The sequence below is a fragment of the Williamwhitmania sp. genome, from assembly GCA_035529935.1.
Taxonomy (GTDB): Bacteria; Bacteroidota; Bacteroidia; order Bacteroidales; family Williamwhitmaniaceae; genus Williamwhitmania.
This window is the reverse complement of the sequence record DATKVT010000019.1, coordinates 1-24958: the sequence shown is the minus strand read 5'-3', so window position 1 is coordinate 24958 and position 24958 is coordinate 1. Positions and strand designations below refer to the sequence as shown.

At 43.9% G+C, this 24958-nt stretch carries 19 protein-coding genes and 3 tRNA genes; 9 read left to right on the top strand and 13 right to left on the bottom strand.

All coding sequences use genetic code 11. The features are described from left to right. Positions 1-51 precede the first annotated feature (51 nt). From VMW01_01125 to VMW01_01110, 4 genes are all read right to left on the bottom strand, one after another. Positions 52-1422 carry a dipeptidase gene (locus VMW01_01125; GenBank protein ID HUW04835.1) on the bottom strand — a complete coding sequence of 457 codons (1371 nt, stop codon included), beginning with the start codon at positions 1420-1422 and terminating at the stop codon, positions 52-54. Positions 1423-1451: 29 nt separating this feature from the next. Further along, positions 1452-2030, bottom strand: a complete 579-nt coding sequence (locus VMW01_01120; protein ID HUW04834.1) for a DUF3109 family protein — start codon at positions 2028-2030, stop codon at positions 1452-1454. Further along, positions 2031-3554, bottom strand: a complete 1524-nt coding sequence (gene gpmI, locus VMW01_01115) for a 2,3-bisphosphoglycerate-independent phosphoglycerate mutase (protein HUW04833.1) — start codon at positions 3552-3554, stop codon at positions 2031-2033. It abuts the gene before it with no gap. Positions 3555-3796: 242 nt separating this feature from the next. Beyond that, a tRNA-Phe gene (locus VMW01_01110) sits at positions 3797-3872 on the bottom strand. A gap of 245 nt (positions 3873-4117) precedes the next feature. Here VMW01_01110 and VMW01_01105 point away from each other — a divergent pair. From VMW01_01105 to VMW01_01090, 4 genes are all read left to right on the top strand, one after another. Further along, a complete protein-coding gene (locus tag VMW01_01105; GenBank protein HUW04832.1) occupies positions 4118-5341 on the top strand; it encodes a pitrilysin family protein in 1224 nt (407 codons plus the stop codon). A 2-nt stretch (positions 5342-5343) separates the two neighbouring features. Next, positions 5344-5988 carry an O-methyltransferase gene (locus VMW01_01100; protein ID HUW04831.1) on the top strand — a complete coding sequence of 215 codons (645 nt, stop codon included), beginning with the start codon at positions 5344-5346 and terminating at the stop codon, positions 5986-5988. A gap of 57 nt (positions 5989-6045) precedes the next feature. Then, entirely contained in the window at positions 6046-6927 is an 882-nt protein-coding gene (locus tag VMW01_01095; GenBank protein ID HUW04830.1) for a MerR family transcriptional regulator, read from the top strand. 256 nt (positions 6928-7183) lie between these two features. After that, the gene (locus VMW01_01090) at positions 7184-7687 is read left to right on the top strand and encodes a sigma-70 family RNA polymerase sigma factor (GenBank protein ID HUW04829.1); all 504 of its coding nucleotides are present in this window, start codon (positions 7184-7186) and stop codon (positions 7685-7687) included. A gap of 182 nt (positions 7688-7869) precedes the next feature. Here VMW01_01090 and VMW01_01085 read toward each other — a convergent pair. From VMW01_01085 to mutS, 3 genes are all read right to left on the bottom strand, one after another. Further along, positions 7870-7954, bottom strand: a tRNA-Leu gene (locus VMW01_01085). 14 nt (positions 7955-7968) lie between these two features. After that, a tRNA-Gly gene (locus VMW01_01080) sits at positions 7969-8041 on the bottom strand. A 127-nt stretch (positions 8042-8168) separates the two neighbouring features. After that, positions 8169-10748: a DNA mismatch repair protein MutS gene (gene mutS / locus VMW01_01075; protein ID HUW04828.1), complete on the bottom strand. Its 2580-nt coding sequence runs from the start codon at positions 10746-10748 to the stop codon at positions 8169-8171. 422 nt (positions 10749-11170) lie between these two features. On the opposite strand from mutS, the gene VMW01_01070 reads away from it, so the two are divergent. Beyond that, a complete protein-coding gene (locus VMW01_01070; GenBank protein ID HUW04827.1) occupies positions 11171-12505 on the top strand; it encodes a saccharopine dehydrogenase C-terminal domain-containing protein in 1335 nt (444 codons plus the stop codon). Between the two features lie 73 nt (positions 12506-12578). On the opposite strand, the gene VMW01_01065 is transcribed toward VMW01_01070, so the two are convergent. From VMW01_01065 to mdh (VMW01_01040), 6 genes are all read right to left on the bottom strand, one after another. Continuing rightward, positions 12579-13289, bottom strand: a complete 711-nt coding sequence (locus VMW01_01065) for a methyltransferase (protein ID HUW04826.1) — start codon at positions 13287-13289, stop codon at positions 12579-12581. Between the two features lie 2 nt (positions 13290-13291). Then, a complete protein-coding gene (locus VMW01_01060) occupies positions 13292-14074 on the bottom strand; it encodes a TIGR02757 family protein (protein ID HUW04825.1) in 783 nt (260 codons plus the stop codon). Beyond that, positions 14058-14726: an ABC transporter ATP-binding protein gene (locus VMW01_01055; GenBank protein ID HUW04824.1), complete on the bottom strand. Its 669-nt coding sequence runs from the start codon at positions 14724-14726 to the stop codon at positions 14058-14060. The genes VMW01_01060 and VMW01_01055 overlap by 17 nt, the downstream gene beginning before the upstream one ends. Positions 14727-14838: 112 nt before the next feature. Then, the gene (gene secDF, locus VMW01_01050; protein HUW04823.1) at positions 14839-17844 is read right to left on the bottom strand and encodes a protein translocase subunit SecDF; all 3006 of its coding nucleotides are present in this window, start codon (positions 17842-17844) and stop codon (positions 14839-14841) included. 156 nt (positions 17845-18000) lie between these two features. Then, positions 18001-18963: a malate dehydrogenase gene (gene mdh / locus VMW01_01045; GenBank protein HUW04822.1), complete on the bottom strand. Its 963-nt coding sequence runs from the start codon at positions 18961-18963 to the stop codon at positions 18001-18003. 358 nt (positions 18964-19321) lie between these two features. Continuing rightward, a complete protein-coding gene (gene mdh, locus VMW01_01040; protein HUW04821.1) occupies positions 19322-20257 on the bottom strand; it encodes a malate dehydrogenase in 936 nt (311 codons plus the stop codon). 68 nt (positions 20258-20325) lie between these two features. Here mdh (VMW01_01040) and VMW01_01035 point away from each other — a divergent pair, with 68 nt between their 5' ends. The 4 genes from VMW01_01035 to VMW01_01020 form a co-directional block, all read left to right on the top strand. Then, positions 20326-22422 (top strand): HAMP domain-containing protein, encoded by a 2097-nt coding sequence (locus VMW01_01035; protein ID HUW04820.1) that lies wholly within the window; start codon positions 20326-20328, stop codon positions 22420-22422. 13 nt (positions 22423-22435) lie between these two features. Continuing rightward, on the top strand, positions 22436-23098 hold the full coding sequence (locus VMW01_01030) for a response regulator transcription factor (protein HUW04819.1): 663 nt from the start codon (positions 22436-22438) through the stop codon (positions 23096-23098). Positions 23099-23189: 91 nt separating this feature from the next. Further along, positions 23190-23912 carry a TorF family putative porin gene (locus tag VMW01_01025; GenBank protein ID HUW04818.1) on the top strand — a complete coding sequence of 241 codons (723 nt, stop codon included), beginning with the start codon at positions 23190-23192 and terminating at the stop codon, positions 23910-23912. A 35-nt stretch (positions 23913-23947) separates the two neighbouring features. Next, positions 23948-24958 (top strand): ammonium transporter (locus VMW01_01020; protein ID HUW04817.1); only part of this gene is annotated, 1011 nt, incomplete at its 3' end.

Sequence of the window (24958 nt, the reverse complement as noted above, 5' to 3'; positions counted from 1 at the left end):
AAAGGGCAGCTTATAGCTGCCCATTCCATTTATTCGATTCCAAATTATCAGTTACCTCAAAATAGTAGCAAAGTGCTTATAAAATAGAGGGATTGTTTCGATTCCCTTGTAGAAGTTAGCAACAGGATAGTTTTCGTTAGGGGAGTGAATTGCATCACTCTCTAATCCAAAACCCATGAGTATTGATTTGATTCCAAGGACCTCCTCGAAGGTAGAGATGATTGGAATGCTTCCTCCACTCCGTACCGGCACTGGTTTCTTACCAAACGATTCAAGGTATGCATTCTCAGCAGCAATGTATGCAGGGAAATCAACCGGACAAACATAGCCTTGACCGCCATGCAATGAGGTAACTTTTACTTTTACTGAGGCAGGAGCTATGGACTCAAAATAATCCTTAAAGAGCACGGCAATCTTTTCATGATTTTGATTTGGAACCAGTCTCGAAGAGATTTTTGCAAAAGCCTTAGAAGGCAAAACCGTTTTTGCACCTTCTCCTGTATAACCTCCCCAAATGCCACAAACATCAAATGAGGGGCGAATACCTGTTCGCTCAGGAGTGGTATAGCCGGTTTCACCAAAAAGTTCTGCCACCTCAATTGATTTTTTATAGGCCGCCTCATTGTATGGTACCCTTGCAAGCATCTCCCGCTCCTTTGCTGGAACATCCAAAACATCGGCATAGAAACCTGGCATTGTAACTTTCCCGTTCTCATCGGTCATAGAGGCAATCATCTTAGCAAGAAAATTTATTGGATTGGCAACTGCCCCGCCAAAAATGCCGGAATGGAGATCACGGTTTGGTCCAGTGACTTCAACCTCCCAGTATGCTAAGCCACGTAAACCTGTTGTAATGGATGGGGTGTCTGGAGAGATCATTCCTGTGTCAGAAACCAAAATTATATCGGCAGCAAGCATCTGCTTATGCTTCTTACACCAGCTGGTCAAGCTGGGAGAGCCGATCTCTTCCTCACCCTCAATCATGAATTTCACGTTACAAGGAAGCGTGTTGGTTTTCACCATCAGTTCAAACGCCTTCGCATGCATAAATGCCTGACCCTTGTCATCGTCGGCACCGCGCGCCCAAATTTTTCCATCCCTGATTTCTGGCTCAAAAGGTTTTGAATACCACTGCTCAATAGGGTCAACTGGCATTACATCGTAGTGTCCATATACCAATACGGTCGGGAGTTTAGGATCAATGATTTTTTCTCCATAAACCACTGGATTTCCCTCCGAGGCCATAACTTCAGCTTTATCAGCCCCAGCTTCCAAGATAGCGTTGCGCCAGTAATTGGCAGCCTTAACCATATCCGGCTTATGCTCCGAGAGGGAACTTATGGAAGGTATTCTCAGAAGACTAAATAGTTCCTCTAAAAAACGTTCCTTGTTTTCCTCCACATACTTTTTAATCTGGTCCATATTGTAAGTTCGTTATGGTGAATAATATGCTACTGTTCCTTTTCTTTCCTTATCAAGCGGGCTGCCTCCTCGAGTTGCTGATAAAAATCCTCTCCGAAACGTCGAATAATAGGCTCCTTGAGAAACTGATAAACCGGTACTCCTTCCTTTTCTCCCAGCACCCGGGCATGGTTGCATATATCCCAATGGTCGTAGTTGATGGCTGTAAACTCACCAATGGTTTTTATTCGTATGGGGTATAGATGGCAGGATACTGGCTTTTGAAATTTGGTCTTCCCCTGTTTATAAGCACGTTCAATCCCACACTGGCTAATCCCCTTCTCCTCTATGCAAAATGCGCACTCTTTGCCATTAATTAAAGGAGTAGTAAGGTCGCCTTCAAAATCGGTCACCACCACGCCTAACTCCCGGATGGCCTCAACACCTTCTGGCTTAAGGAAAGGTATAATCTTCTCCAGATCGTCCTCCAACAAGAGCACCTCTGCTAAGTCAAGCGGCGCACCTGAGATACCTTGCACACAGCAAACTCCAAGGCAGTTCGGGAGATCACAAATAAACTGCTCCTCAAAAACAGCAGAGCCAATTATTTTATCATCAATTTGAATCATCTACTCCTCAATTAGTATTTTCCCTGTCATTTCAGTCGGCTGAGAAAGTCCCAAAATTTTAATGATTGTGGGTGCCACATCTGCAAGAATACCATTCTTCACCTTGCGGTATTTATCAGAAACAAGAATAAATGGAACAGGGTTTAATGAATGGGCGGTATTGGGAGAGCCATCGGGATTCACTGCATTATCAGCATTACCATGATCGGCAATTATAATTGCGGAATAACCATTGGCTTTGGCAGTTTCAACCACCTCCTTCACGCAGGAATCAACAGTTTCAACTGCCTTGATTATTGCAGGCCAAATTCCAGTGTGTCCAACCATGTCACCATTGGCAAAATTGAGGCAAACAAAGTTAGCTTCTCCCTTCTTCAGCTCGGCCACAATGGCGTCCTTAACCTCTATAGCACTCATCTCAGGTTGAAGATCATAGGTTGCTACCTTTGGTGACTGCACCATCAACCTGCTTTCGTTGGCAAATGGCTCCTCACGCCCACCAGAAAAGAAGAAAGTTACATGCGCATACTTTTCGGTTTCGGCAATGCGGATTTGATGTCCACCGGCATTTGACACTACCTCGCCAAGTGTATTCTGAAGATTGTCTTTATCGTAAACAATATTTACATTCTTAAAGGTATCATCGTACCTAGTCATCGTAACGTAGTGCAACGGTATGGTGTGCATTCCCTGCTCAGGCATATCCTTTTGTGATAACACCGTGGTCATCTCGCGAAGCCTATCGGTACGGTAGTTGAAGCAAATAACCACATCTCCAGCAGCAATTTTACCAACCGGATTTCCCTGGTTATCAACCCTAACAACCGGCTTGATAAATTCATCAGTTACTCCTTGTGCATAGGACTCCTTCATGGCGTCGACAATGCTATGAACCTGTTTGCCCTTGCCCTCAACCATTAGATCATACGCCTCCTTTACACGCTCCCAGCGCTTATCCCTATCCATGGCATAGTAGCGGCCAACGAGCGTAGCAATGGTACCATTGGAGGTTTTCAGATGCTCCTCCAGCTGGGTTATAAAACCAAGCCCACTCTCCGGGTCTGTATCACGACCATCGGTAAAAGCGTGAATAAAAACCTTTTGAAGTCCAAAATCCTTGGTAATATCACATAGTTTGTAAAGATGTTTATCTAACGAATGTACCCCTCCATCGGAAACTAGGCCAAGGAAATGAACGGCCACACCTTTTTCTTTTGCATAGGTGAAGGCATCAACCAATGTTTTATTTTGAGAAATGCTATTGTCTGCACATGCCTTGTTTATACGAACAAGATCTTGGTATACAACCCTACCTGCACCAATGTTAAGGTGGCCAACCTCTGAATTGCCCATCTGACCATCCGGTAGACCTACATCTTCTCCGCTTGTGAGGAGTTTTGATGTGGGATAGGTCTTTGCAAGGTAGTCCATGTATGGAGTCTTAGCGTTGGAAATGGCGTCGGTGCTATCCTTCCTGCCGATTCCCCAGCCATCGAGGATAATTAGGATTAATTTCTGATCCATGGTAAACTTTTTTGAAATTGAGTATGAAACAAGCCAGGCGCAGCTGTTTTGACATATTCATTTAGATCAATGCAACAACGCCTCTTTTGGCCAAGGTGCAAAATTACTGTTTTACTTTGGGAATCAAAATTTGTAGGAGATTGATGTAATCCCACATGCAGGTTAACAATGGGGGATATGTATTTGAGGAAAGTATGCCTGAACCAAATATTAAAAAAGCCGGAAAGAGTTATCTTTCCGGCTGGTGGTGCCACGTGGGATCGAACCACGGACACAAGGATTTTCAGTCCTTTGCTCTACCATCTGAGCTATGGCACCCGCTTGCTCAATTGCGATGCAAATGTATACAAAATTTCAAAACCTCCAAATACTCGATTACAAAATATCTGCTGAAAAGCCTTCACCACAAGTGATGTGGCTGTTCGTTTATCCATAATTCATTTACTACAAACCAATTGTATTGTTTTAGCAAATTAAACAAGACGTTAACTTCACCCTACCACTGTTGACCCAAATTAGTCAATCATTGTTACCTTTGCCAAGCAAATTTAACAAAACAGAATATGCAGGAATTCAACATCCTGACTCTCAGCAACGGAATCCGCTTTATCCACTGGAGAAACAACTCCAAAATTGCTCATTGCGGAATTACCATTAACACGGGGACTCGGGATGAATTGGAGAATGAGCATGGGTTGGCTCACTTTATTGAACACGTCATATTCAAAGGAACAACTCACCGAAAAGCATACCATATTATAAGCCGGCTGGAAGATATTGGTGGTGACTTGAACGCCTACACAGCCAAAGAGGAAACATGCATTTATGCAAGTATCCTAACCAGCGACTTCGAACGAGCAGCGGAGTTAATTGCTGACATCATGTTCAACTCTACCTTCCCTGAAAAGGAATTATCGAAGGAGAAAGAGGTTGTTTTTGATGAAATTAACTCATACAAAGACAGCCCTTCCGAACTCATCTTTGACGATTTTGAGGAACAGGTATTTGAAGGTGCTCCCATTGGCAGAAATATTCTTGGCACCAAAAAGAATCTTCGAGCATTCGACAAGAAAAGCATTCTTGCCTTTATGCAGAGAACCTACAATAGCGATCAACTTGTTTTTTCGTCCGCAGGGGATATTCCGTTTAATACGGTTAAAAGAATTGCAGAGAAGTATTTTGGCCATTACCCACCTAATTATAGAAACTACAATCGCATTCCATTTTCAGGATATGCTCCCAAGATGGTGGAGAAGCACAAGTCCACCTACCAGGCACACTGCATTATCGGGAATGCTGCTTACGACCTAAAAAGCGATAAACGAGTAGCGTTACACCTCCTAACCAATTTGTTAGGTGGTCCCGGGATGAATTCTCGTCTCAATCTATCACTGCGGGAGAAGTATGGCCTTGCTTATAACGTAGAGGCTTCCTATTCCCCCTACACTGACACTGGCATTGTTTCTATCTATTTTGGCACCGACAAAGGCAACATCCAGAAAAGCATAAATCTAGTTAACAAGGAACTGGCCCGGATCCGCGATGTAAAAATTAGTGTGCTGCAGCTTCATAAAGCAAAAAAGCAACTTATAGGGCAGCTGGCAATTGCTGCCGAAAGCAACGAGAGTCAAATGCTTTCAATCGGCAAAAGTTTGCTCATATACAATACTGTTGATAGCCAAGAGGAAGTAGCAAGAAAAATAAACACCATAACGGCAGAGAGCCTTCAGGAGGTAGCCAACGAAGTTTTTTCGCCGGACCAACTCTCAACCCTTATCTTCCGCTAACCATGATACCGCGCGATAGAAAGCTGGAGCAATACATCCTTGAGCATACCCAGCCAGAAGAGGAATTACTTAAGGAACTCGACCGTAATACAAATCTCAATACTGTCCATCCGAGAATGCTTTCAGGACATTTGCAAGGCGTTGTTCTCGAGATGATTAGCAAGATGGTTTTCCCTGCAGCAATTCTGGAGATTGGAACCTTCACGGGCTACTCTGCCTTGTGCCTAGCGAAGGGGTTATCGGCCAACGGGGTTCTTCACACAATTGAAATCGACGACGAGTTGGCACCACTTGCTCAATCATACTTCGACCGAGCATCATATGGCAAGCAGATAAAACTCCATATTGGCAATGCCATAGATATTATTCCTACCCTGATAACTCAATTCGACCTCGCATTTATCGATGGTGACAAACGCCAATACATTGAATACTTCAAAGCAATAATGCCATTTATGAAGATTGGCAGCTTCATTCTTGCTGATAATGTACTTTGGGATGGGAAGGTTGTGTCGAGCGTTGCATCCAGTGATGCTCAAACAAAGGGTATCCTCAACTTCAACGACTTTGTTCACAACGACAGTTCAGTCGAAAATGTCCTGTTACCCATTAGGGATGGCATAATGTTGCTTAGGAAAGTTAGGTAAAAGGTTGAACAATAGCGCTACTGTTTACGTTAATAACTGGAATTTAACACTATTGTTATGGCTATCTACTCTATAAAGGACCTTGAATTGCTCACGGGCATTAAGGCTCATACCATTCGGATGTGGGAACGTAGGTATCACATTGTGGAGCCCGCACGCACACTGACAAACATTCGGGAATATAGCGATGATGATTTAAAAAAACTGCTAAACGTTTCCATCCTCAACAACTGCGGGATGAAAATATCGATGCTGGCCCACATGTCGTTTGCGGAGCTCACAACCACCGTAACCAACGTGGTAGATAAGCATAAAAGTCCGGGGCTGCTTACAGAACAGCTGGTTATTGCCATGGTCAATTTTGATGAGAAAACCTTTGATGACATCATCAACGGTTCAATTACTTCGAATGGCTTTGGATACGCCTTAGAAAAATTGATTTTCCCGTTCCTAGACAAACTTGGGATGATGTGGCAAATTGGTGAAATCATTCCAGCCCACGAGCACTTTGCCTCTAGCCTAATTAGGAATAGGATACTTCATGAAACCGGTCTGCTGGGGCCAAACAGGGGTGAACTGCCAAAGCATATTTTCTTTTTGCCCGAAGGTGAATATCACGAGCTTGTGCTTTTGTCGCTCAACTATCTCACCAGGGCCAAACGTTTAAACACCTTATATTTAGGTCAATCTGTTCCGCTTGCCGATATTATCTCCGTAGGGAAACAGCTGCATCCCAAATTCTTTATCTTTTCCGCCACGTTCCCTCAACCACACAAGCTCGACCAGCTAATGAAAGAACTATCAATCCACTTTCCATTGTCGACCATTATTGGTGGCGGTCCAGCGTTAGACGAAATAAAACGCAAGCCCAAAACTTTTGCAAAACTCTCCACACTTGACGATTTTCAGTCAATAATTTCGAAACAAGGCGGTAATTAACGCTTCTTAACACTATCAAAATTTCTGAATATCAATATTTTACAAAAAGAGTTAACATCGTATTTTATTTATATTCTATTTAGACTAGATTAACAAACAACTTACATCTACAACCAATACAGATTTATATTATTTAGACTACAAGCTTAAAGTTAGCCGCAATACCGCTCCGTTCTTGCTTAGTTGTTTAACTCTATTGTATATTTGTTTCAACGTTTATTTAGATTATTTCAAAATAACAAAACATCATAGAGCCATGACAGCAGTAGAATTTCACACACAGCTAGTCGACTTGGAATCAAACCTTGAGAGGTTTGCCTACAGCTTGACGATGAACAGAGAAGATGCAAAGGATTTACTTCAGGAAACATACCTAAAGGCATTGATGTATCAGGATAAATTTGAAGAAAACACCAATCTTAAGGCATGGACTTTCACTATCATGAAGAATACCTTTATTAATAACTACCGTAAGTCGGTAAAGCAGAACACCACTTTCGACTCAAGCGATAACCAATACTTAATGAACTCTCGCCCGGACAACATGACCAATCCGGAAATGGAGTATTCCCATAGTGAGATCAGCAAGAAAATTGACCAGCTTGAAGACGAATTCCGAATTCCGTTCCAGATGCACACCTCCGGCTTCAAGTATAAGGAGATTGCAGAGGAGTTGAATCTTAAAATTGGGACTGTAAAAAGTAGAATCTTTTTCTCACGTCAAAAGTTAATGAAAACGTTAAAAGACTACGATAGGTAGACAGCTATAACATAGCTACAAAAAAAGCACCATTGCTGATGGTGCTTTTTTTGTACACCATGGTCGACAAAATCGGATGGGCAAACGTGGAACCCATTATAAAATCTTCATCAATGGTAGTGGGAACCCAAAAGGCATAAAAAAAACCTTCTGAAAAATCAGAAGGTCATTAATTTCATCTGTACCCGGAGCGGGGATCGAACCCGCACAACCGCAATGGTCACAGGATTTTAAGTCCTGCGCGTCTACCAGTTCCGCCATCCGGGCCCGTTAAAAAAAAGAGCGGGAGACGGGACTCGGACCCGCGACCCCAACCTTGGCAAGGTTGTGCTCTACCAACTGAGCTACTCCCGCATCGTTTGCCATGCTCGGCTTGCGATTGCGAGTGCAAATATAAATCAATTTTTCTTTCCACAAATGTTTTCTGCCCTTTTTTCCATTTTTTTTCAGGTCTCTCATCAAGTTCAAAGCTTTATCAATATTACAGTCCAGCTATCTTCTTGATTTCGTTCAGCTTGTTCATTGCATCAATTGGAGTTAGGTTATTTAGGTCCAATCCTATTATCTCATCCCTGATTCTCTTTAAGACTGGATCCTCCAGCTGGAAAAAACTTAACTGAAAACCCTCGCTTTTTTCAACGATATCATTAACAGGCTTTTCCAATTGCTTTTGCTGATGCGATTTTTCCAATTGGATAAGAATTTCTTCCGCCCTGCGGACAACGCTCTGGGGCATTCCAGCCATACGTGCCACATGAATACCAAAGCTATGCGCACTGCCTCCAGGAACCAATTTCCGTATAAAAAGCACTTTGTTGTCTAGTTCCTTCACACTAACATTGAAGTTTTTGATTCGAGGGAAGAATTCAGCCATCTCATTTAGCTCATGGTAGTGGGTTGCAAACAGGGTCTTTGCCCGTGCCGTAGGATGGTTATGAATGAACTCAGCCATAGCCCATGCAATTGAAATGCCATCGTAAGTGCTTGTGCCACGTCCAATTTCATCGAGAAGAATCAGGCTTCTATCCGATAGGTTATTAAGGATGCTTGCAGCCTCATGCATCTCGACCATAAACGTACTCTCACCCATCGAAATGTTGTCGGATGCCCCTACCCGTGTAAATATTTTATCCACCACACCTATTGATGCGCTAGAGGCGGGAACAAAACATCCTACTTGTGCCATTAGAACTATTAAGGCTGTCTGCCTTAGCAAAGCAGACTTTCCTGACATGTTTGGTCCGGTGATAATGATAAGCTGCTGCTGCTCGGTGTCCATATCCACGTTGTTAGACACATACTCCTCCCCGGGAGGAAGCATCCGCTCAATTACCGGATGGCGACCGTCCTTAATGGACAATGTGAACCCATCATGAATCTCCGGTTTCTCATACCCAAAGGCAACGGACACTTCTGCAAATGATAGTAGACAGTCAAGACGGGCAAGTAGTGCAGCGTTATGCTGAATTGGTGCTATATAGTCGAGCAGTGCTAGTACCAAATCGGAGTATACAGCCTGCTCAATTGAGAGAATCTTTTCCTCAGCACCAAGAATTTTTTCCTCATACTCCTTTAGTTCTGCAGTAATATATCGCTCAGCATTTACAAGCGTTTGCTTGCGAATCCAATCGGTTGGAACTTTTTCTTTATGCGCATTACGAACTTCGATGTAGTAACCAAATACATTGTTGAAGCTAACTTTCAGTGATGATATACCCGTTCTTTCTGCCTCGCGCTGCTGTAGGTTCAGCAAATAGTCCTTGCCGGAAAAAGCAATAGAGCGCAATTCATCCAGTTCCGTATTCACCCCTTGGGCAATTACATTCCCTTTGGCAACCAACGTTGGTGGATCATCAACCAATTCCAGCTGTAACCTCTCCCTAATAACCACACAAGGGTTAAGCTGGTCGCCAATTTTCACGAGAGAAACGTCACCTGACTCCTTACAATGCTCCTTAATTGGATCGATTAAGGTAAGTGCCAGCCGAAGCTGAACCAACTCGCGAGGGTTTACTCTGCCAACCGCTGCCCGCGATACAATTCGCTCCAAATCGCCAAGTTCGCGTAACTTTTCCTGCAACAGCCCCTTCTCCTCCGGATGTTGGATGAGATGTTCAACGGCATTTAAACGCTCCTTTATGGGGGAAACATCTTTTAACGGTAGACTAATCCACCGTCGCAGCATCCTTGCCCCCATAGGCGTTGTCGTTTTATCGAGAATACCCAACAGCGTTCGACCACCCTCATTCACTGAGCCGAAGAGTTCAAGATTTCGAACCGTAAACTTATCGAGCCAAACATAATGCTCCTGATCGATTCGTGCTACTGTGGTAACATGCTTAAGTTGAGTATGCTGAGTGAGCTCAAGATAGTATAGAATTGCGCCGCCTGCGGCAAGCCCAAAAGTCAGGCTATCCACGCCAAATCCTTTAAGTGAATTCACCTGAAACTGTTTCTCCAACTTCTCCCGTCCAACGTCGGGACTATAAATCCAATCGTCGAGCTTAAAGAGGTTATACTTGGTTCCAAATATTTCAAGAAAATCAGCGCTTTTAGCCTTTTCAACCAAAACTTCCTTAGGGTTGAAGTTTGCAAGTAGCTTATCGATGTATTCAAAAGGTCCCTCGGCCAGTAAAAATTCGCCGGTTGAAATATCAAGAAAAGAGACTCCGCCAACAGACTTTCCAATGTATACAGAAGCAAGAAAGTTGTTCTCCCTACGCTCCAGCACACTATCGTTAAAGGAAACGCCTGGGGTAATGAGTTCAGTGATTCCACGCTTAACAATGTTTTTTGTAAGCTTCGGATCTTCGAGTTGCTCACAAATTGCGACCCGTTGGCCAGCCCTTACAAGCTTAGGAAGATAGGTGTCGAGTGCATGGTGCGGAAATCCAGCTAGCTCAACATATGCAGCAGCACCATTCGCTCTTCGAGTCAAAGTGATTCCCAAAATTTCACTGGCTTTGATGGCATCCTCCCCAAAAGTTTCATAGAAGTCACCAACCCTAAAAAGTAAAATTGCATCAGGATGCTGTCGCTTTATGGCTACATACTGTTTCATTAGTGGAGTTTCCACATACTTATCGTAAGAGGACAATGCTTCTGAGTTATTAGTGAATTACAAAGGTAATAAAGAAAAAAAAGATGGATAATGAAATACTCAAACGAAGAAAATAGTCGTGCTAAAACGTTTGCAATTTAATGCCCTATAACACAAGGTTTGCCTATGCCTCAGAAAAAAAACAGTATATTTTTGTAAAAATAAAAGGGTTATCATCCTCGCGATTGAGGGGTTGCTTTTTGGAATTTGGCAGCAATAATTGCTTGAGAACTATAGGTGATATTGTTTTAATCAACAGCAACTATTTCGCTGCTTTAATTGACGACATTGGTCGCTACTTGCTTTGTATTTAACAATCGATTTCATTCGGTAAATAATAATCACTAGTTTCAAACCATATTTTACATAACTACCACTAACTCATGAAAACCATTCTTGTTCTAGGTGCAGGCCTGTCATCCACAAGCCTTATTGCCTATTTACTCGACCACTCTACCTCGTTAAATTGGAAGGTGAAGGTTGGGGACCTATCACTAGAAACAGCTCAGAGAAAAGTCAACAAGCACCCCAACGGTTCAGCCTTCAAGTTTGACCTTTCTGACTCAAAACAATTAACTACAGAAATAACTGGTGCCGATGCGGTAATTTCCATGTTACCCGCCTTTATGCACCCTGTTGTGGCAAAGGAATGTGTAGCCCAAGGCAAGAACATGCTTACGGCTTCTTACGTTTCCGATGCCATGAAATCGTTGGATGCTGAGGCAAAAGCAAAAGGTATCTCCCTTCTCAACGAACTGGGCGTGGACCCTGGTATCGATCACATGTCGGCCATGAAGGTGATAGACGAGATTAAGGCTAAGGGTGGAAAAATGCTTGGCTTTATGTCGAACACAGGTGGCCTTGTTGCGCCGGAGTATGACAACAACCCTTGGAACTATAAATTTACCTGGAACCCAAGAAATGTGGTATTGGCCGGGCAAGGAGTTGCCCAATATCAGGAGATGGGGCAGGTGAAATTTATTCCCTACCATCGCCTTTATAGTCGCGCATTTACGGTAAATGTTCTCGATATGGGCGAATTTGAGGTTTATCCTAACCGTGATTCACTACAATACAAGAAAATATACTCCCTAGAAAATATACCATCTATTATGCGTGGCACCATGCGTAAGAAAGGTTACTGCAAAGCCTGGGATGTATTTGTGCAGCTGGGTGCAACTGACGATACCTACAAGGTTCCCGATTCAGAAAACCTGACTTACCGCAGCTTCATCAATAGCTTTTTGGCATACCACCCCACGCAAACGGTAGAAGATAAAATTAGAAAAGAGATTCCACTGGCAAACGATCCTAATATATTTTCCAAATTGCAGTGGCTAGGGATCTTCGAGGAAAAGAAGGTTGGGTTACCAAACGCCTCACCAGCCCAAATCGTTCAGAAAATATTGGAAGAGAAGTGGGTTCTTGATCCAGAAGATAAGGACATGATTGTAATGCAGCATCGGTTCGACTATGAACTATATGGAAAAAAGGAGCGGATTACCTCTACACTGGTAATTAAGGGAAAAGATCAACTAAATACGGCCATGTCCATCACAGTTGGCACTCCGCTCGCCATTGCAACCAAGCTGCTTCTAACAGGTGAAATTAAAGAAAAAGGAGTTGTGGTGCCCATTAAACCTCATCTTTACACGCCTATTCTCAAAGAGTTAGAGAATTACGGAGTGAAATTCATTGAGGAGCGAACCAACTTGTAATCATGAAAGAGGCTGAATATCAGCCTCTTTTTTTCCACTCAAAGCAACAGTCTCCCATACAGCTGCTTCAAGATTAAAATGCAAGGTAAAAGTCTTTTGTAAGATTGCGATAATCGGTTGTATACCCTTTTCCACCGTGCTCTTCGATTGCTAAATTACCTTCCATTGGTGTAACCCGTTCTCTTGATAGTTCAAGCAGAACCCGCTTAATCCGACCTCCGGAAACGGTTTGAACGTATATCTTTCGTCGGCAGTAAAGCCCAAAGTTAACGGCAAGGGCAATAAATACGTTCGACTCTGCATAGGGGAAAACGCCTGCAAAAACACCTGTTTCCGCTAAAAGCTTATCAACACCTTCCAACAATGCTTCATAGGGTAAAATGTCGGCATGCCTAGACAAATTTCTGCTTTGACTAGGCGATTTTAATGCACTAAGAAAAAAAGGAGGGTTGGACACTATGAGGCTATACTTCAATGCAGAGCTGTCAGCATACGCTTGAAAGCTGGACCCAATCACAGCGATTCGTTCGCTCCATGGCGAGTTTGCTATATTTTGTTCTGCAATTGCAACAGCCTGTTGATCTATCTCTACTGCATCGACAAGTGCGGTTAAATTGCGCTGAGCCAGCATTAGGGCAATAACGCCCGTGCCTGTGCCAACGTCTAAAATTGAAGCCATATTATCAACATCAGCCCACGCCCCAAGGAGCACCCCATCGGTATTAACCTTCATGGGGACATTCTGCTGGTTGATAGTAAACTGTTTAAAACGAAATGACGACATGCTTACAATGGATAATCTTTACTCTGACCAATGGAAAAAAGGGCAAAATCATACTTAATAGGGTCAATAGGATCAATCTTTTGAAGTTGCTCCGTTAGTTCAACAACGGCGCGCCAATCGTTCTGCTTCCGAGAAAGCAAACCCAGCATTCGTGATGCTAACGCCGTGTTTACATCCAAAGGTATTGCCAGCGCACTTGCTGGTATCTGATTCCATAAGCCAAAATCAACACCGCTAGCATCCGATCGAACCATCCATCGCAAAAACATATTCAACCGCTTGCAAGCCGAACCCTTATCAACATTGGCCACGTGCTTGGACATGTGAGAATCGCCAATACCTACCAACATTTTTGCCCTAAATTCCGACAGTGCGCCCACAATTCCACCACGCATAAAGCCGGAGGAAAATACAACTTCAAGTCCACCTGAATGGTGATATATTCCCTGAAGCTGACCAATAAATGCGACTAAATCGTTACCATTAAAGGTTCGGTAAACAAACCCTTGGAGCCTCCTTAAATCGGCAGGTGTATGATTTTGCACGAAATCAAATGGGGCGCCATCCATAAGGGAAATAATGCGTTTTGCTCCCATAATTATGGACTTACGCTGCCCCCATGAAATGGTAGCAGCAAGCAACCCGGCGATTTCGATATCCTCCTTATTTCGAAACAGATGGGGAATTTGAACAGGGTCGTGCTGTATAAACTCTGGTGCTAAATATGCATCCAGACGACTATCAAGCAGTTGCTTAACCTTCTGTAAGTTAACTATGCCTAGCATTGGAGATAACCCCATCAACCATGGTGAAAACAACATCAGAACTATCAGCCAGCTCGGTGTCGTGCGTAACAACCACAATGGTAACACCAAATTCATCTCTCAACTGAAAAAATAGCCTGTGCAGCTCCTGCTTATTCGCAGTGTCAAGATTGCCCGATGGTTCATCGGCAAAGATCACTGCCGGATTATTAATCAGCGCTCTGGCAACGGCCACGCGCTGCTGCTCACCACCCGACAATTCAGTGGGCTTATGGGACGCACGTTCGCTTAATCCTAAAAAGGCAAGTAACTCACTGGCACGCTTCTCAGCAATATTTTTTCTAGTGCCGGCAATATAGGCAGGAATGCATATATTTTCGAGCGCGGTAAATTCGGGAAGTAGATGGTGGAACTGGAACACAAACCCCAACTTCTGATTTCTAAACAATGCCAAGGATGACGAGTTCAGCTTGGTAATATCAGTGCCCCCAATGAATACCTTCCCTTTGTCAGGATTTGATAGAGTCCCCATAATCTGAAGAAATGTAGTCTTCCCTGCGCCGGACGGACCCACAATGGACACCAGCTTGTTTTCCTCAACCTGAAGGTCTATTCCCTTGAGCACTTGCAAGCTCCCAAAAGATTTTTCAATCCCCTGCGTAGTAATTATCATGGCAAAATAGTTATGGCGAAAGATAGCCATTTTAGATGAACCAGCGAATGAAAAGAATGAAGAAACCCCGATGATTGGTCGGGGTTTCAACTGAAATATAGCTTTTTATAAACTACTTTTTTAACTCAGCTTTCTTAAGTGCCCTTTTTTCTCTCCATCGAGAAAGGTCGTAAGCAACAGGAGCCGCAACGAATACTGAGGAGAAGCTACCAAAGAAGATACCTACCATTAATCCAAAGATGAAACCTTGGATACCTTGCCCTGCCAAGAAGAACATAGGGATAAGAACGATAAAGGTAGTGAATGAGGTACTAAATGTTCTACCTAAGGTGTGGTTCATAGCATCGTTAAGTACATCCTTACGCTCGCGCTTTGGATACAAATGTGTATACTCCCTAATTCTGTCGAAGATAATTACCGTATCGTAAACAGAGGCACCAATAATTGTAAGCACTGCGGCAATAAACGATTGATCAACCTCAAGTGGGAACGATACTCTATGGTAGAACAGGGTATAAACACCAATAACCATAATTGCATCGTGAGCAAGTGAAACAATAGCACCAACGCCATAGGTAACATTCCGGAAACGAAGGAAGATGTATACGAAAATGGCCAAAAGTGCAAACATAACTGCAATAATAGCGTCCTTTCTGATATCTTTAGCTACGGTTGGGCCAACCTTATCGGAACTTATCTTATTAGCAGTATCAAATGTTGCAAAAGTAGTACCTTGTGGTAAATAGGTCTTTAAACCCTCATACAACTTCATATCAACCTCATCGTCAACTGTAGGACCATTCTCGTTGATACGATATTTGGTGGTAATCTTAAGTTCCTTATTGGAACCATAGGTCTTTACCTCAGGAGCTTCACCAAATACTTTTTCTAAAGTAATTGCAACTTCTGTAGATTGAACCGGTTTATCAAACTTAACAACGAATGAACGCCCTCCTGTAAAGTCAATGCCAGGGTTTAAGCCACGAACAATAAGCGATATGGCAATAATTACCAAAAAGGTAATACTCATTCCGTAAGCATACTTACGCCATTCAATAAACTTAATACGAACCTTGGTGAAGGCGGTTTCCGAAAGTTTGGTAGAGAAGGTTATCTTAAATCCCTTTGCAACATAGAACTCGATCATTAATCGAGAAATAATTAATGCCGCAAATAGCGAAGTAACAATACCAATTGCGAGGGTAGTTGCAAATCCGCGGATAGGACCTGATCCAAAAACGTAGAGAATAAGAGCCGTAATGAGGGTTGTCATGTTCCCATCGACAATAGCCGAAAGCGCATGCTTGTGCCCATCTGCAATTGCAAGGTTAACACCTTTACCCGCACGAATTTCCTCACGAATACGCTCAAAGATAAGCACGTTAGCATCCACGGCCATACCCATGGTAAGCACAATACCCGCAATACCAGGCAAGGTTAAAACGGCACCAAATGAAGCAAGAACACCAATTAGGAAGAAGAGGTTAAATATTAAGGTAACGTCGGCAATAAATCCACCTCTGCGGCTATAGTACACAACCATGTAGATCATAATCAACATGAACGACATTAAGAAGCTCCACATACCGGAGTTGATGGTTGCTTGGCCAAGTGAAGGTCCTACAATTGCCTCCTGAATAATACGAGCTGGAGCAGGTAGCTTACCCGACTTCAATACATTAGCTAAGTCTTTTGCCTCCTCTATGGTGAAATTGCCAGAAATTTGAGAATTACCTCCGGTAATTTCATCGTTCACGACAGGATAGGAATAAACATAGTTGTCGAGCACAATGGCAATGCAACGGCCCTTGTTGTCGGCGGTTAAGCGGGCCCAAACCTTTGAGCCGGTAGCATTCATCGACATAGCTACCTGAGCTTGCCCCCCGCCAGAGTTGCCAAATTCTTCTCTAGCATCGGTAATCACACCACCGTCTAACGGGGCACGACCATCGCGGGTAGAAATTTTAATGGCTATCAAAGCGTATGTGTTGCCATTTGTCTCCATTGGTTTTACCGACCATAGGAACTTAACATCGTGAGGGAACAGTGCCTTGATTTGAGGCATTGCCAAGTAAGCATCTACCCTTGCGGTATCGCCAGCCTCAGCAATACCAACGGATGGTCCTGGGAATGGTCCCTGCTGTCCCACTGCAGGTCGTAATACCTTGAACAGTGGATTCTCACTTGCGAAAGCTGCCTCACTGGCACTCTTGGCAGTGGTGTCTTGAGATTGCTGAACGGCAGAAATAAGCTTGTTCGTAGTATCGGTAGCCTGAGTTTCCTTCTTTTTTACCTCCTTGGTAACCGCAACCTTGCTAGATTCTTCCTTTGGTGCATTGGCCAATTTAGCAGATGCCAGCTCCCTGAGTTTAGAATTAGCCGAAATCAAAAAGGGATATATCTCGGAGTTCTCGTATGTTTCCCAAAACTCAAGATTGGCAGTTCCCTGCAGCAGCTTTCTGATACGGCTAGGATCTTTTGCACCTGGAAGCTCAACCAAAATTCGGCCCGAATTTTCGAGACGCTGAATGTTAGGCTGCGCAACACCAAAACGGTCGATACGGTTTCTAATAACGTTGTATGAGTTGGAAATGGCATCGTCAACCTCCTGACGGATAACCTTCTCGACCTGGGCGTTGTTTGAGGTGGGGGTAATCTTATCTTTCAGCTCAAAAGTTGCAAATATTCGTGCCAACCTATCGTTGGGCACAACTTTATTCCATGCATTAACAAACAGGGCAACAAAATCTTTCTGACCATTTGCGTGCTCTTCCATAGCAATCTTCATCACCTTATTAAAGGTGCTGTCGGTGCTAAAGTTGGAAAGTGACCGAATGATGTCCGCTTCCGATACTTCCAAGGTTACGTTTATACCACCCTTTAGGTCAAGACCAAGGTTAAGTTCCCTCTCGGTGCACTCCTTATAGGTAAAGTCCTTGAGCCAAAGAAAGTTGTAAACTCCTTTGCTGGAGATTGAATCGAGATAAGCTTTTTCGCCCATGGGGGAAACCTTTGCTTGGCTTTCCACCCTCTTTGCCATAAAGGTAAAAGAGAGCTGGTATACACAAACAAGAGCGAAAACAATAGCTAATAGCTGAAAGGCTCCTTTATTCTGCATTTGATTTAGAATTTATAGATTTCCGAAATTCGAGATTTCTAAAGTAAGGCGCAAATTTATGATATTTTTTGAATAAACCTAAATGCAAGCCTTACATGTAAAATGTAAAAACTCGGAGCATAAACTACTCCGAGCCTCCGAAAAAGCAAGTTATTGCTATAAAATATCAGATCCGTAGCGCTCCTCAAAAATGTTTAGGTTATCAAGCACCTTCATTATTTTTTTGACGTCGAGGGCACTCTTGTGGAGCAGCTCCATCTCGCCTTCGTTAAGGTTAAGCTCAATTATGCGCTCCACACCATTCTTCCCAAGTACCACTGGAACGCCAATGTGTAAATCCTTGAGACCATACTCGCCATTAAGAGAGGCACATACCGGAAATACTCTGCGTTGATCGCGCACAATAGCTTCCACCATCTGCGATACGGCAGCTCCTGGAGCATACCAGGCTGAAGTTCCCATGAGCTCGACCAGCTCTCCTCCTCCCTTACGGGTGCGGTCAATAATTTTGTTCAGCGTTTCAGGATCGATTAGCTCGGTAATGGGAATTCCCGAAACGGTGGTATAGCGTGGCAGCGGCACCATGCTGTCGCCATGACCACCCATGAGAATTGCATGGATGCTTTGAGGAGAAATGTTCAACGCCTGAGCGAGAAAGGCTTTATAACGAGCTGCATCAAGAATGCCAGCCATTCCAAACACCCTGTTCGATGGAATTTTAGCGGCTAAAAATGTCGCGTAGGTCATTACGTCCAGAGGGTTAGTAACTACAATAATTTTAGCATTGGGAGAGTAGGCTACAATACCCTCGGTAACCTCCTTAACTATACGAGCGTTAATGTCGATTAAATCGTCGCGACTCATGCCCGGCCGACGAGGAATACCCGAGGTAATAACCACTACCTCCGAGTTTGCCGTTTTGGAAAAGTCGGTTGTCACCCCAGTTATTCGGGTGTTAAATCCCTGAACCGAAGAAGTTTGCCACATATCCAACGCCTTGCCCAGTGTGAGACCTTCCTTTACATCAACTAGAACCAATTCCCTAGCAAGTTCCTTACGCGCAATTTCATGTGCACATGTGGCTCCAACGTTCCCTGCGCCAACTACTGTAACTTTCATCTGTAAAAAATTTTAGTTTAAGGTTGCTTGAATCCTCACACAACTGATCCTTAATAGTGCTCATGCTTGTTTAGCGCTACCGAACTCACCACCAAAGGCAGGTCGGTTGTATGCAAGACAATTATGCGGGTTTCGAATTACACCTTAAATAATTATTGTGAAACTATGATATTAACGAGGTCTGCAAAAAAAAGTTTTCCAGATGTTAAAGAAATAACAATAATTTTACCTTTCAACGCAAACGAGTTCACTTTAACTTAATTTAAGACCGCAAACGAGTGAATAATCGGGATTTAATTGGGAAACAAAAAAGCGAGACACCACAGTGGTGTCTCGCCCAAGAATAACATATGCTCCACTAGAATAGTTTCATGGAATCTAACTCTTTCATCAGGTCAGTAACCTCCTTGGCAGAGTCATTTAACATGCCGCGCTCCTCATCGTTGAGGTCGATTTCAATTATATCGATAATACCGCGCTTACCAAGCTTTACGGGAACCCCCATGTAAATATCGGAGAGACCGTACTGGCCATTGAGGTATGCACATACAGGCAAAATGCGGCGTTGGTCACGCACAATTGCCTCAACCATCATGGCAGCCGCTGCACCAGGAGCATACCAAGCCGATGTCCCCATTAACTTAACCAGCTCACCTCCTCCATTTCGAGTCCGATCAACAATTTTATCCAAAACCGATTTGTCGAGCAGCTGGGTAACCGGAATACCACCTACCGAGGTGTAACGTACCAGCGGCACCATGCTGTTTCCATGTCCACCGAGTAGCAATGCACTCACATCGCGAGGTGACACGTCCAATGCGTCGGCAATAAAAGCTTTATAGCGAGCCGAGTCAAGAATGCCAGCCATACCAAATACTTCACAAGGCTTTTTGTGCGCCGAGAGGTAGGCCACGTAGGTCATTACATCGAGTGGATTCGACACCACAACAATAATTGCTGTTGGGGAATACTTCACCACCTTTTCGGTAACATCCTTAACAATTTTAGCATTAGTTGAGATAAGATCGCCCCTCGACATTCCAGGCTTACGGGGAACCCCGGAAGTGATAACCACCACGCTGGAACCCTTAGTTGCCAAATAGTCGTTGGTAACACCAATAATTCGGGAATCAAAGTTGGTTACCGAAGATGTTTGCCAAATATCGAGCGATTTACCCTCGGCAACCCCCTCCGCAATGTCGAGCAGAACAACTTGGTTGGCTAGTTCTTTTTGCGCAAGTACGTTAGCACATGTGGCTCCAACGTTGCCTGCTCCAATAACAGTAATTTTCATAGCTAGTAATATTTGATAGTGTTAGTGAGTATATTTACTGCAATTAATAGCATAACATTTAGCACTTCATGCGAACATTCACCCTCAGCGAAAAGCTATCGCTCAACTTCATCTCGCTATGCCTTCTGGCAGTGTCGGCAGTTGGGTTTTACTCCTACCATAGCGCCAAAAGTGCACTAGTAAACAGAACCTATCAGCAGCTCACGTCCCTACGTATTGAGAAACAAAGCCAAATTGAACAATACTTTCACGAACGTATCAGCGACTTCAACCTTGCATGTCAAATTTTTCACAAAACAAATAATCTTAGTGCCCAGAACTCAGACCTGGACGACATTCTTCAATCATTTTTCCAAAAGGAGAAAAGTGTTAGTGCGTTCGCTGTGTTCAGCATTTCCGGAAATGATTCTGTAAACGTTCTGTTTAAAACAGGTCATTCAAGTATTTTGTTCAACAACCGCGACACAAAGTTTAAGCTCATCGAAAAATGTGTTTCATCTGTTAGTAACGATTCCACTCGACTAATCGACTACATGGCCTTCGATGGGAGTTGGTATATCGCTCTGCTAAAGCCACTTTTGGTGGAAGCAAATACCTACGCAGTGATGTTGCTCAGTCCTGAGAGTATCAATAAAATAATGTTGGAAGATAACTTCAATCGTGGTCTGGGTTACACGGGAGAAGCATATTTGGTGGGCAGTGATTCGCTGATGCGCTCACAATCGCGATTTATCAAAAACAGCTTTTTGAAAACGGTGGTAACCACCAAACCTTCACTACTTGCCCTTAGAGGCAGCAGTGGAACAATTATTACCCCCGACTATCGAAATATAATGGTAATGAGCTCCTACGGCCAAATTGAAGTTCCCGGTTTAAAGTGGGGTATTCTGGCTGAAATTGATCAAGCGGAAGCGATGAAGCAAATCATTCTGCTGCGCAACGACATCCTCCTCATGGGATTATCGATTTCTTTACTCATTCTAGGAACAGTGCTCCTGCTGTCTCACCGTATAACCCATCCGCTTGTTCAGTTAAAAAGTGCAATAGGTAAGGTGGGCGAAGGAAACTTCGATCTCAATCTGCCGGTGGAATCGGAGGATGAAATCGGACGACTTACGCAATCGTTTAACACCATGGCTCAGAAACTCTCCGAACAGCAGACAAATCTTAAGGAGAGAGAGGCCCGGCTAAAATATTTCTACGATGCCACACAGGAGGGTATTATTCTTCACAACCAAGATGTTCCACTTGAAGTAAACCATAGCTTCAAGGCTATGTCGGGTTACACAACTGCCGAAATTAAGCAGTTGAAAGTCTCCTCTTTAATTGACAAAATAGCCGACAAGCCTGGCGACAGCGACTCTACTCCGCTTCCATGTGAGGCTAACTTGGTAATGAAGGATGGTGGCTACCTTCCCATTGAAATTCAAAGCAGAACTATTAGCATGGCAGGTTTTCCTGTAGAGGTAACGGTGGTTCGCGATCTTTCGGAACGAAAAAAAGCTGAGAATTCGCAAAAGAAGGAGCGCGCACGACAGCTTCGCTACGTAATCGATGGACAGGAGCAGGAACGGCAGCGCCTCTCACGTGAGCTCCACGATGGAATAGGACAGCAGCTCATTGCAGCCAAGCTCATGCTGGAACTGTATGATCCAACGGAAGAACATAAGGAGGAGCTGGTGGAAGGGGTGAAGGTCGAAATCAATCGGCTGATTGATGATGTTAGACGCATATCCAACAACCTAACACCCAGCGTTCTATCCGAACTAGACCTAGGCACTGCATTGCAAAATCTTTGCAAAGGGCTTAACCAGAGCCAGCCAGGAAGAGTGGTTCACCATGTTGCCAACATTCCAGACAAGCTGAACAAAAGACAAAAAAATTACATTTTCAGAATCGTTCAGGAGGCCCTGACCAATGCAATAAAGCACTCTGAGGCCACATTGATTGAGCTCACGGCCTCGGTTGAAAACGATATTTTGAATGTGCATATTACCGACAATGGCAAAGGATTTGACCCTACCCATATTTGCCATCCCGGTAACGGCATTATCAATATTCGTGAACGAGCCGAACTGCTTGGCGGGCACTTTTACATTCATTCCCTTCCGGGAAAAGGTGTCGATATCTATGTTAATATCCCGATACTCCCCGTAAAAGAATAAATAATTTGGCATAATGGAACCCATTCGAGTAGCACTTATTGATGACCACCAGCTGGTGCGAGATGGCATAAAATCGCTTATTCATTCAGGCGGAAACATGATGGTGGTAGTTGAAGCATCATCGCCGGAACTGTTTTTTGCAGAATTGGAAAAGGCACAGCCAGAGGTAGTATTGATGGATATTTCGATGCCGGGAATGTCGGGAATTGAAGCCACGCAGATTATTTCTCAGAAATTCCCAACTATAAAAGTTATCATTCTTTCGATGTTTACCTCTGAGGAGTTTATCCAAAAGGCCATTGTAGCAGGTGCCAAAGGCTACCTTCCCAAAAACACGTCGAAGCAGGAGCTGCTAGAAGCCATTACCAAGGTTTACAATGGAGAGGAATACTATGGAAAAGAAATAGCTGAGGTGCTGCTCTCCAACCTAGTAAAAAAAGCAAAGACCGAGAAAACAGAACTTCCAGAAGATAAGCTGTCCAAAAGAGAGTTGGAAATTCTCCTTCTAGTAGCCAAGGGGATGACCAACAGCCACATTGCCGACAAGCTATTTATAAGCGTTAAGACTGTGGAAGCTCACAAGGCTCATATCATGCAAAAAATGCAGCTAACCTCGCATATCGACCTTATCAAAATGGCCATCCAACTTTTATCACGCAACGAGAGCACGAATTAAAGGATTCCCTTATACCAAATTAGAGAATTCCTGAATTGTCCGATTTGGCTATGTACAGCAGCTTTGCAGGAAACCATAAAACTCTTCCTACATGAAAAGACTGCTGATTCTCATAGCTCTGGCGTCTACCGCGGCTATAACCAACGCACAGACCCAGCCTGCAGGAGAACCTCAACAATCTACCTCCCCTTTTGAAGTAACTCTCGGTTCAGATTTTATGAGCCGCTACGTGTGGAGGGGAACTGATTTTGGCCACTCGCCCAGTATACAACCCTCTCTTAAGGTGAGTGCAAAAGGATTCACCCTCGGTGCTTGGGGAGCCTTTACAACCTCGAACAGTACAACAGCTCAGGAAACGGATCTTTATCTCTCCTACACCACCCCTAACAGCCTGTTGACCTTCACCGCAACCGACTACTTCTTCCCCAATGAGGCAGTTGCTAAAAATCAATACTTCAACTATAACAAAAACGAGACTGGACACATCATGGAGGGCTCCATTAGCCTAAACCCATCTGAAAAACTGCCCATAGGCCTTTTAGCCGGCTATAACTTCTACGGCGCCGACAAGGACAACTCCGTTTATCTTGAGTTATCGTACAATGCCACACTCAATGGAGTACCCCTCTCCATATTCTGTGGAGGTACCACCGACAAGGGAATATACGGAACCGAAGCTGGCGTTGTGAACCTTGGTGTAAAAGCAACCAAGGAAGTAAAGATTACTGAAACCTTTAAGCTGCCCATTTCGGCCAGTTTTATCACTAACCCACAAACCGGCAACGTTTTCCTCGTTTTCGGACTAACCATTTAACATACTCATTTCTAACCGACTAACACATAATTACTATGCTCGAAACTGGTTCAACGGGATTTATGCTGCTAGCCTGCAGCTTGGTCATGCTGATGACCCCCGGATTAGCTTTTTTCTATGGTGGTTTAGCCACCAAGAGGAATATCCTCGGTATTATGATCCAAAGCTTTGTATCCTTAGGATGGACAACTGTGCTTTGGTTCATTTTTGGCTACTCGCTCTGCTTTAGCGGCGGTGCTGGTGGCATTATAGGAAACCTCGATAAGGCTTTCTTAAGCGGTGTTACCGTGAATAGCATGTACACTAATGGTAAGATTCCGGAGATAGTCTTCATTGCCTATCAGATGATGTTTGCCATTATCACTCCGGCGCTTATTACGGGTGCCTTTGTAAATCGGGTAACCTTTAAATCCTACCTTATTTTCCTCACTTTCTGGCAAATTCTGGTTTACTACCCATTTGTACACATGGTATGGGGTGGTGGAATACTTGCAGAATGGGGCGTTCTCGACTTTGCTGGCGGTATAGTTGTTCATGCAACAGCAGGTTTTGCAGCACTTGCAAGCGTATTCTATGTTGGAGCCCGCGTGGATAAAAACTCCAAGCCCAACTCCATTCCACTGGTTGCGATTGGCAGCGGTCTACTTTGGTTCGGCTGGTACGGCTTTAACGCCGGTAGCGAAGTGTGCGTGGACAAAACAACTGCCATTGCCTTCCTTAATACCGACGTAGCCGCCTCCTTTGCAACTATCTCTTGGGTAATTGTAGAGTGGTCACGAGAGAAGAAACCAAAATTGCTCGGGCTACTTACTGGTGGAATTGCCGGATTGGCAACCATTACCCCTTGCGCTGGTTACGTTCCCCTTTGGGCTGCAGCTTTAATTGGAACTATGGCCGGGATTGTTTGCTACATGGCCGTTCAACTTAAGAACAAAATGCATTGGGACGATGCTCTTGATGTTTGGGGTGTTCACGGCGTTGGTGGCGTTCTTGGTTCAATTCTCTTGGGCGTTTTTGCATCCAAGGCAGTTAATGCCAATGGAGTT

Bases quoted from the DNA above. Each gene is read 5' to 3' on its own strand.
- VMW01_01125 (HUW04835.1), bottom strand. From the start codon at position 1,422: ATGGACCAGATTAAAAAGTATGTGGAGGAAAACAAGGAACGTTTTTTA.
- VMW01_01120 (HUW04834.1), bottom strand. From the start codon at position 2,030: ATGATTCAAATTGATGATAAAATAATTGGCTCTGCTGTTTTTGAGGAG.
- gpmI (HUW04833.1), bottom strand. From the start codon at position 3,554: ATGGATCAGAAATTAATCCTAATTATCCTCGATGGCTGGGGAATCGGC.
- VMW01_01105 (HUW04832.1), top strand. From the start codon at position 4,118: ATGCAGGAATTCAACATCCTGACTCTCAGCAACGGAATCCGCTTTATC.
- VMW01_01100 (HUW04831.1), top strand. From the start codon at position 5,344: ATGATACCGCGCGATAGAAAGCTGGAGCAATACATCCTTGAGCATACC.
- VMW01_01095 (HUW04830.1), top strand. From the start codon at position 6,046: ATGGCTATCTACTCTATAAAGGACCTTGAATTGCTCACGGGCATTAAG.
- VMW01_01090 (HUW04829.1), top strand. From the start codon at position 7,184: ATGACAGCAGTAGAATTTCACACACAGCTAGTCGACTTGGAATCAAAC.
- mutS (HUW04828.1), bottom strand. From the start codon at position 10,748: ATGAAACAGTATGTAGCCATAAAGCGACAGCATCCTGATGCAATTTTA.
- VMW01_01070 (HUW04827.1), top strand. From the start codon at position 11,171: ATGAAAACCATTCTTGTTCTAGGTGCAGGCCTGTCATCCACAAGCCTT.
- VMW01_01065 (HUW04826.1), bottom strand. From the start codon at position 13,289: ATGTCGTCATTTCGTTTTAAACAGTTTACTATCAACCAGCAGAATGTC.
- VMW01_01060 (HUW04825.1), bottom strand. From the start codon at position 14,074: ATGCTAGGCATAGTTAACTTACAGAAGGTTAAGCAACTGCTTGATAGT.
- VMW01_01055 (HUW04824.1), bottom strand. From the start codon at position 14,726: ATGATAATTACTACGCAGGGGATTGAAAAATCTTTTGGGAGCTTGCAA.
- secDF (HUW04823.1), bottom strand. From the start codon at position 17,844: ATGCAGAATAAAGGAGCCTTTCAGCTATTAGCTATTGTTTTCGCTCTT.
- mdh (HUW04822.1), bottom strand. From the start codon at position 18,963: ATGAAAGTTACAGTAGTTGGCGCAGGGAACGTTGGAGCCACATGTGCA.
- mdh (HUW04821.1), bottom strand. From the start codon at position 20,257: ATGAAAATTACTGTTATTGGAGCAGGCAACGTTGGAGCCACATGTGCT.
- VMW01_01035 (HUW04820.1), top strand. From the start codon at position 20,326: ATGCGAACATTCACCCTCAGCGAAAAGCTATCGCTCAACTTCATCTCG.
- VMW01_01030 (HUW04819.1), top strand. From the start codon at position 22,436: ATGGAACCCATTCGAGTAGCACTTATTGATGACCACCAGCTGGTGCGA.
- VMW01_01025 (HUW04818.1), top strand. From the start codon at position 23,190: ATGAAAAGACTGCTGATTCTCATAGCTCTGGCGTCTACCGCGGCTATA.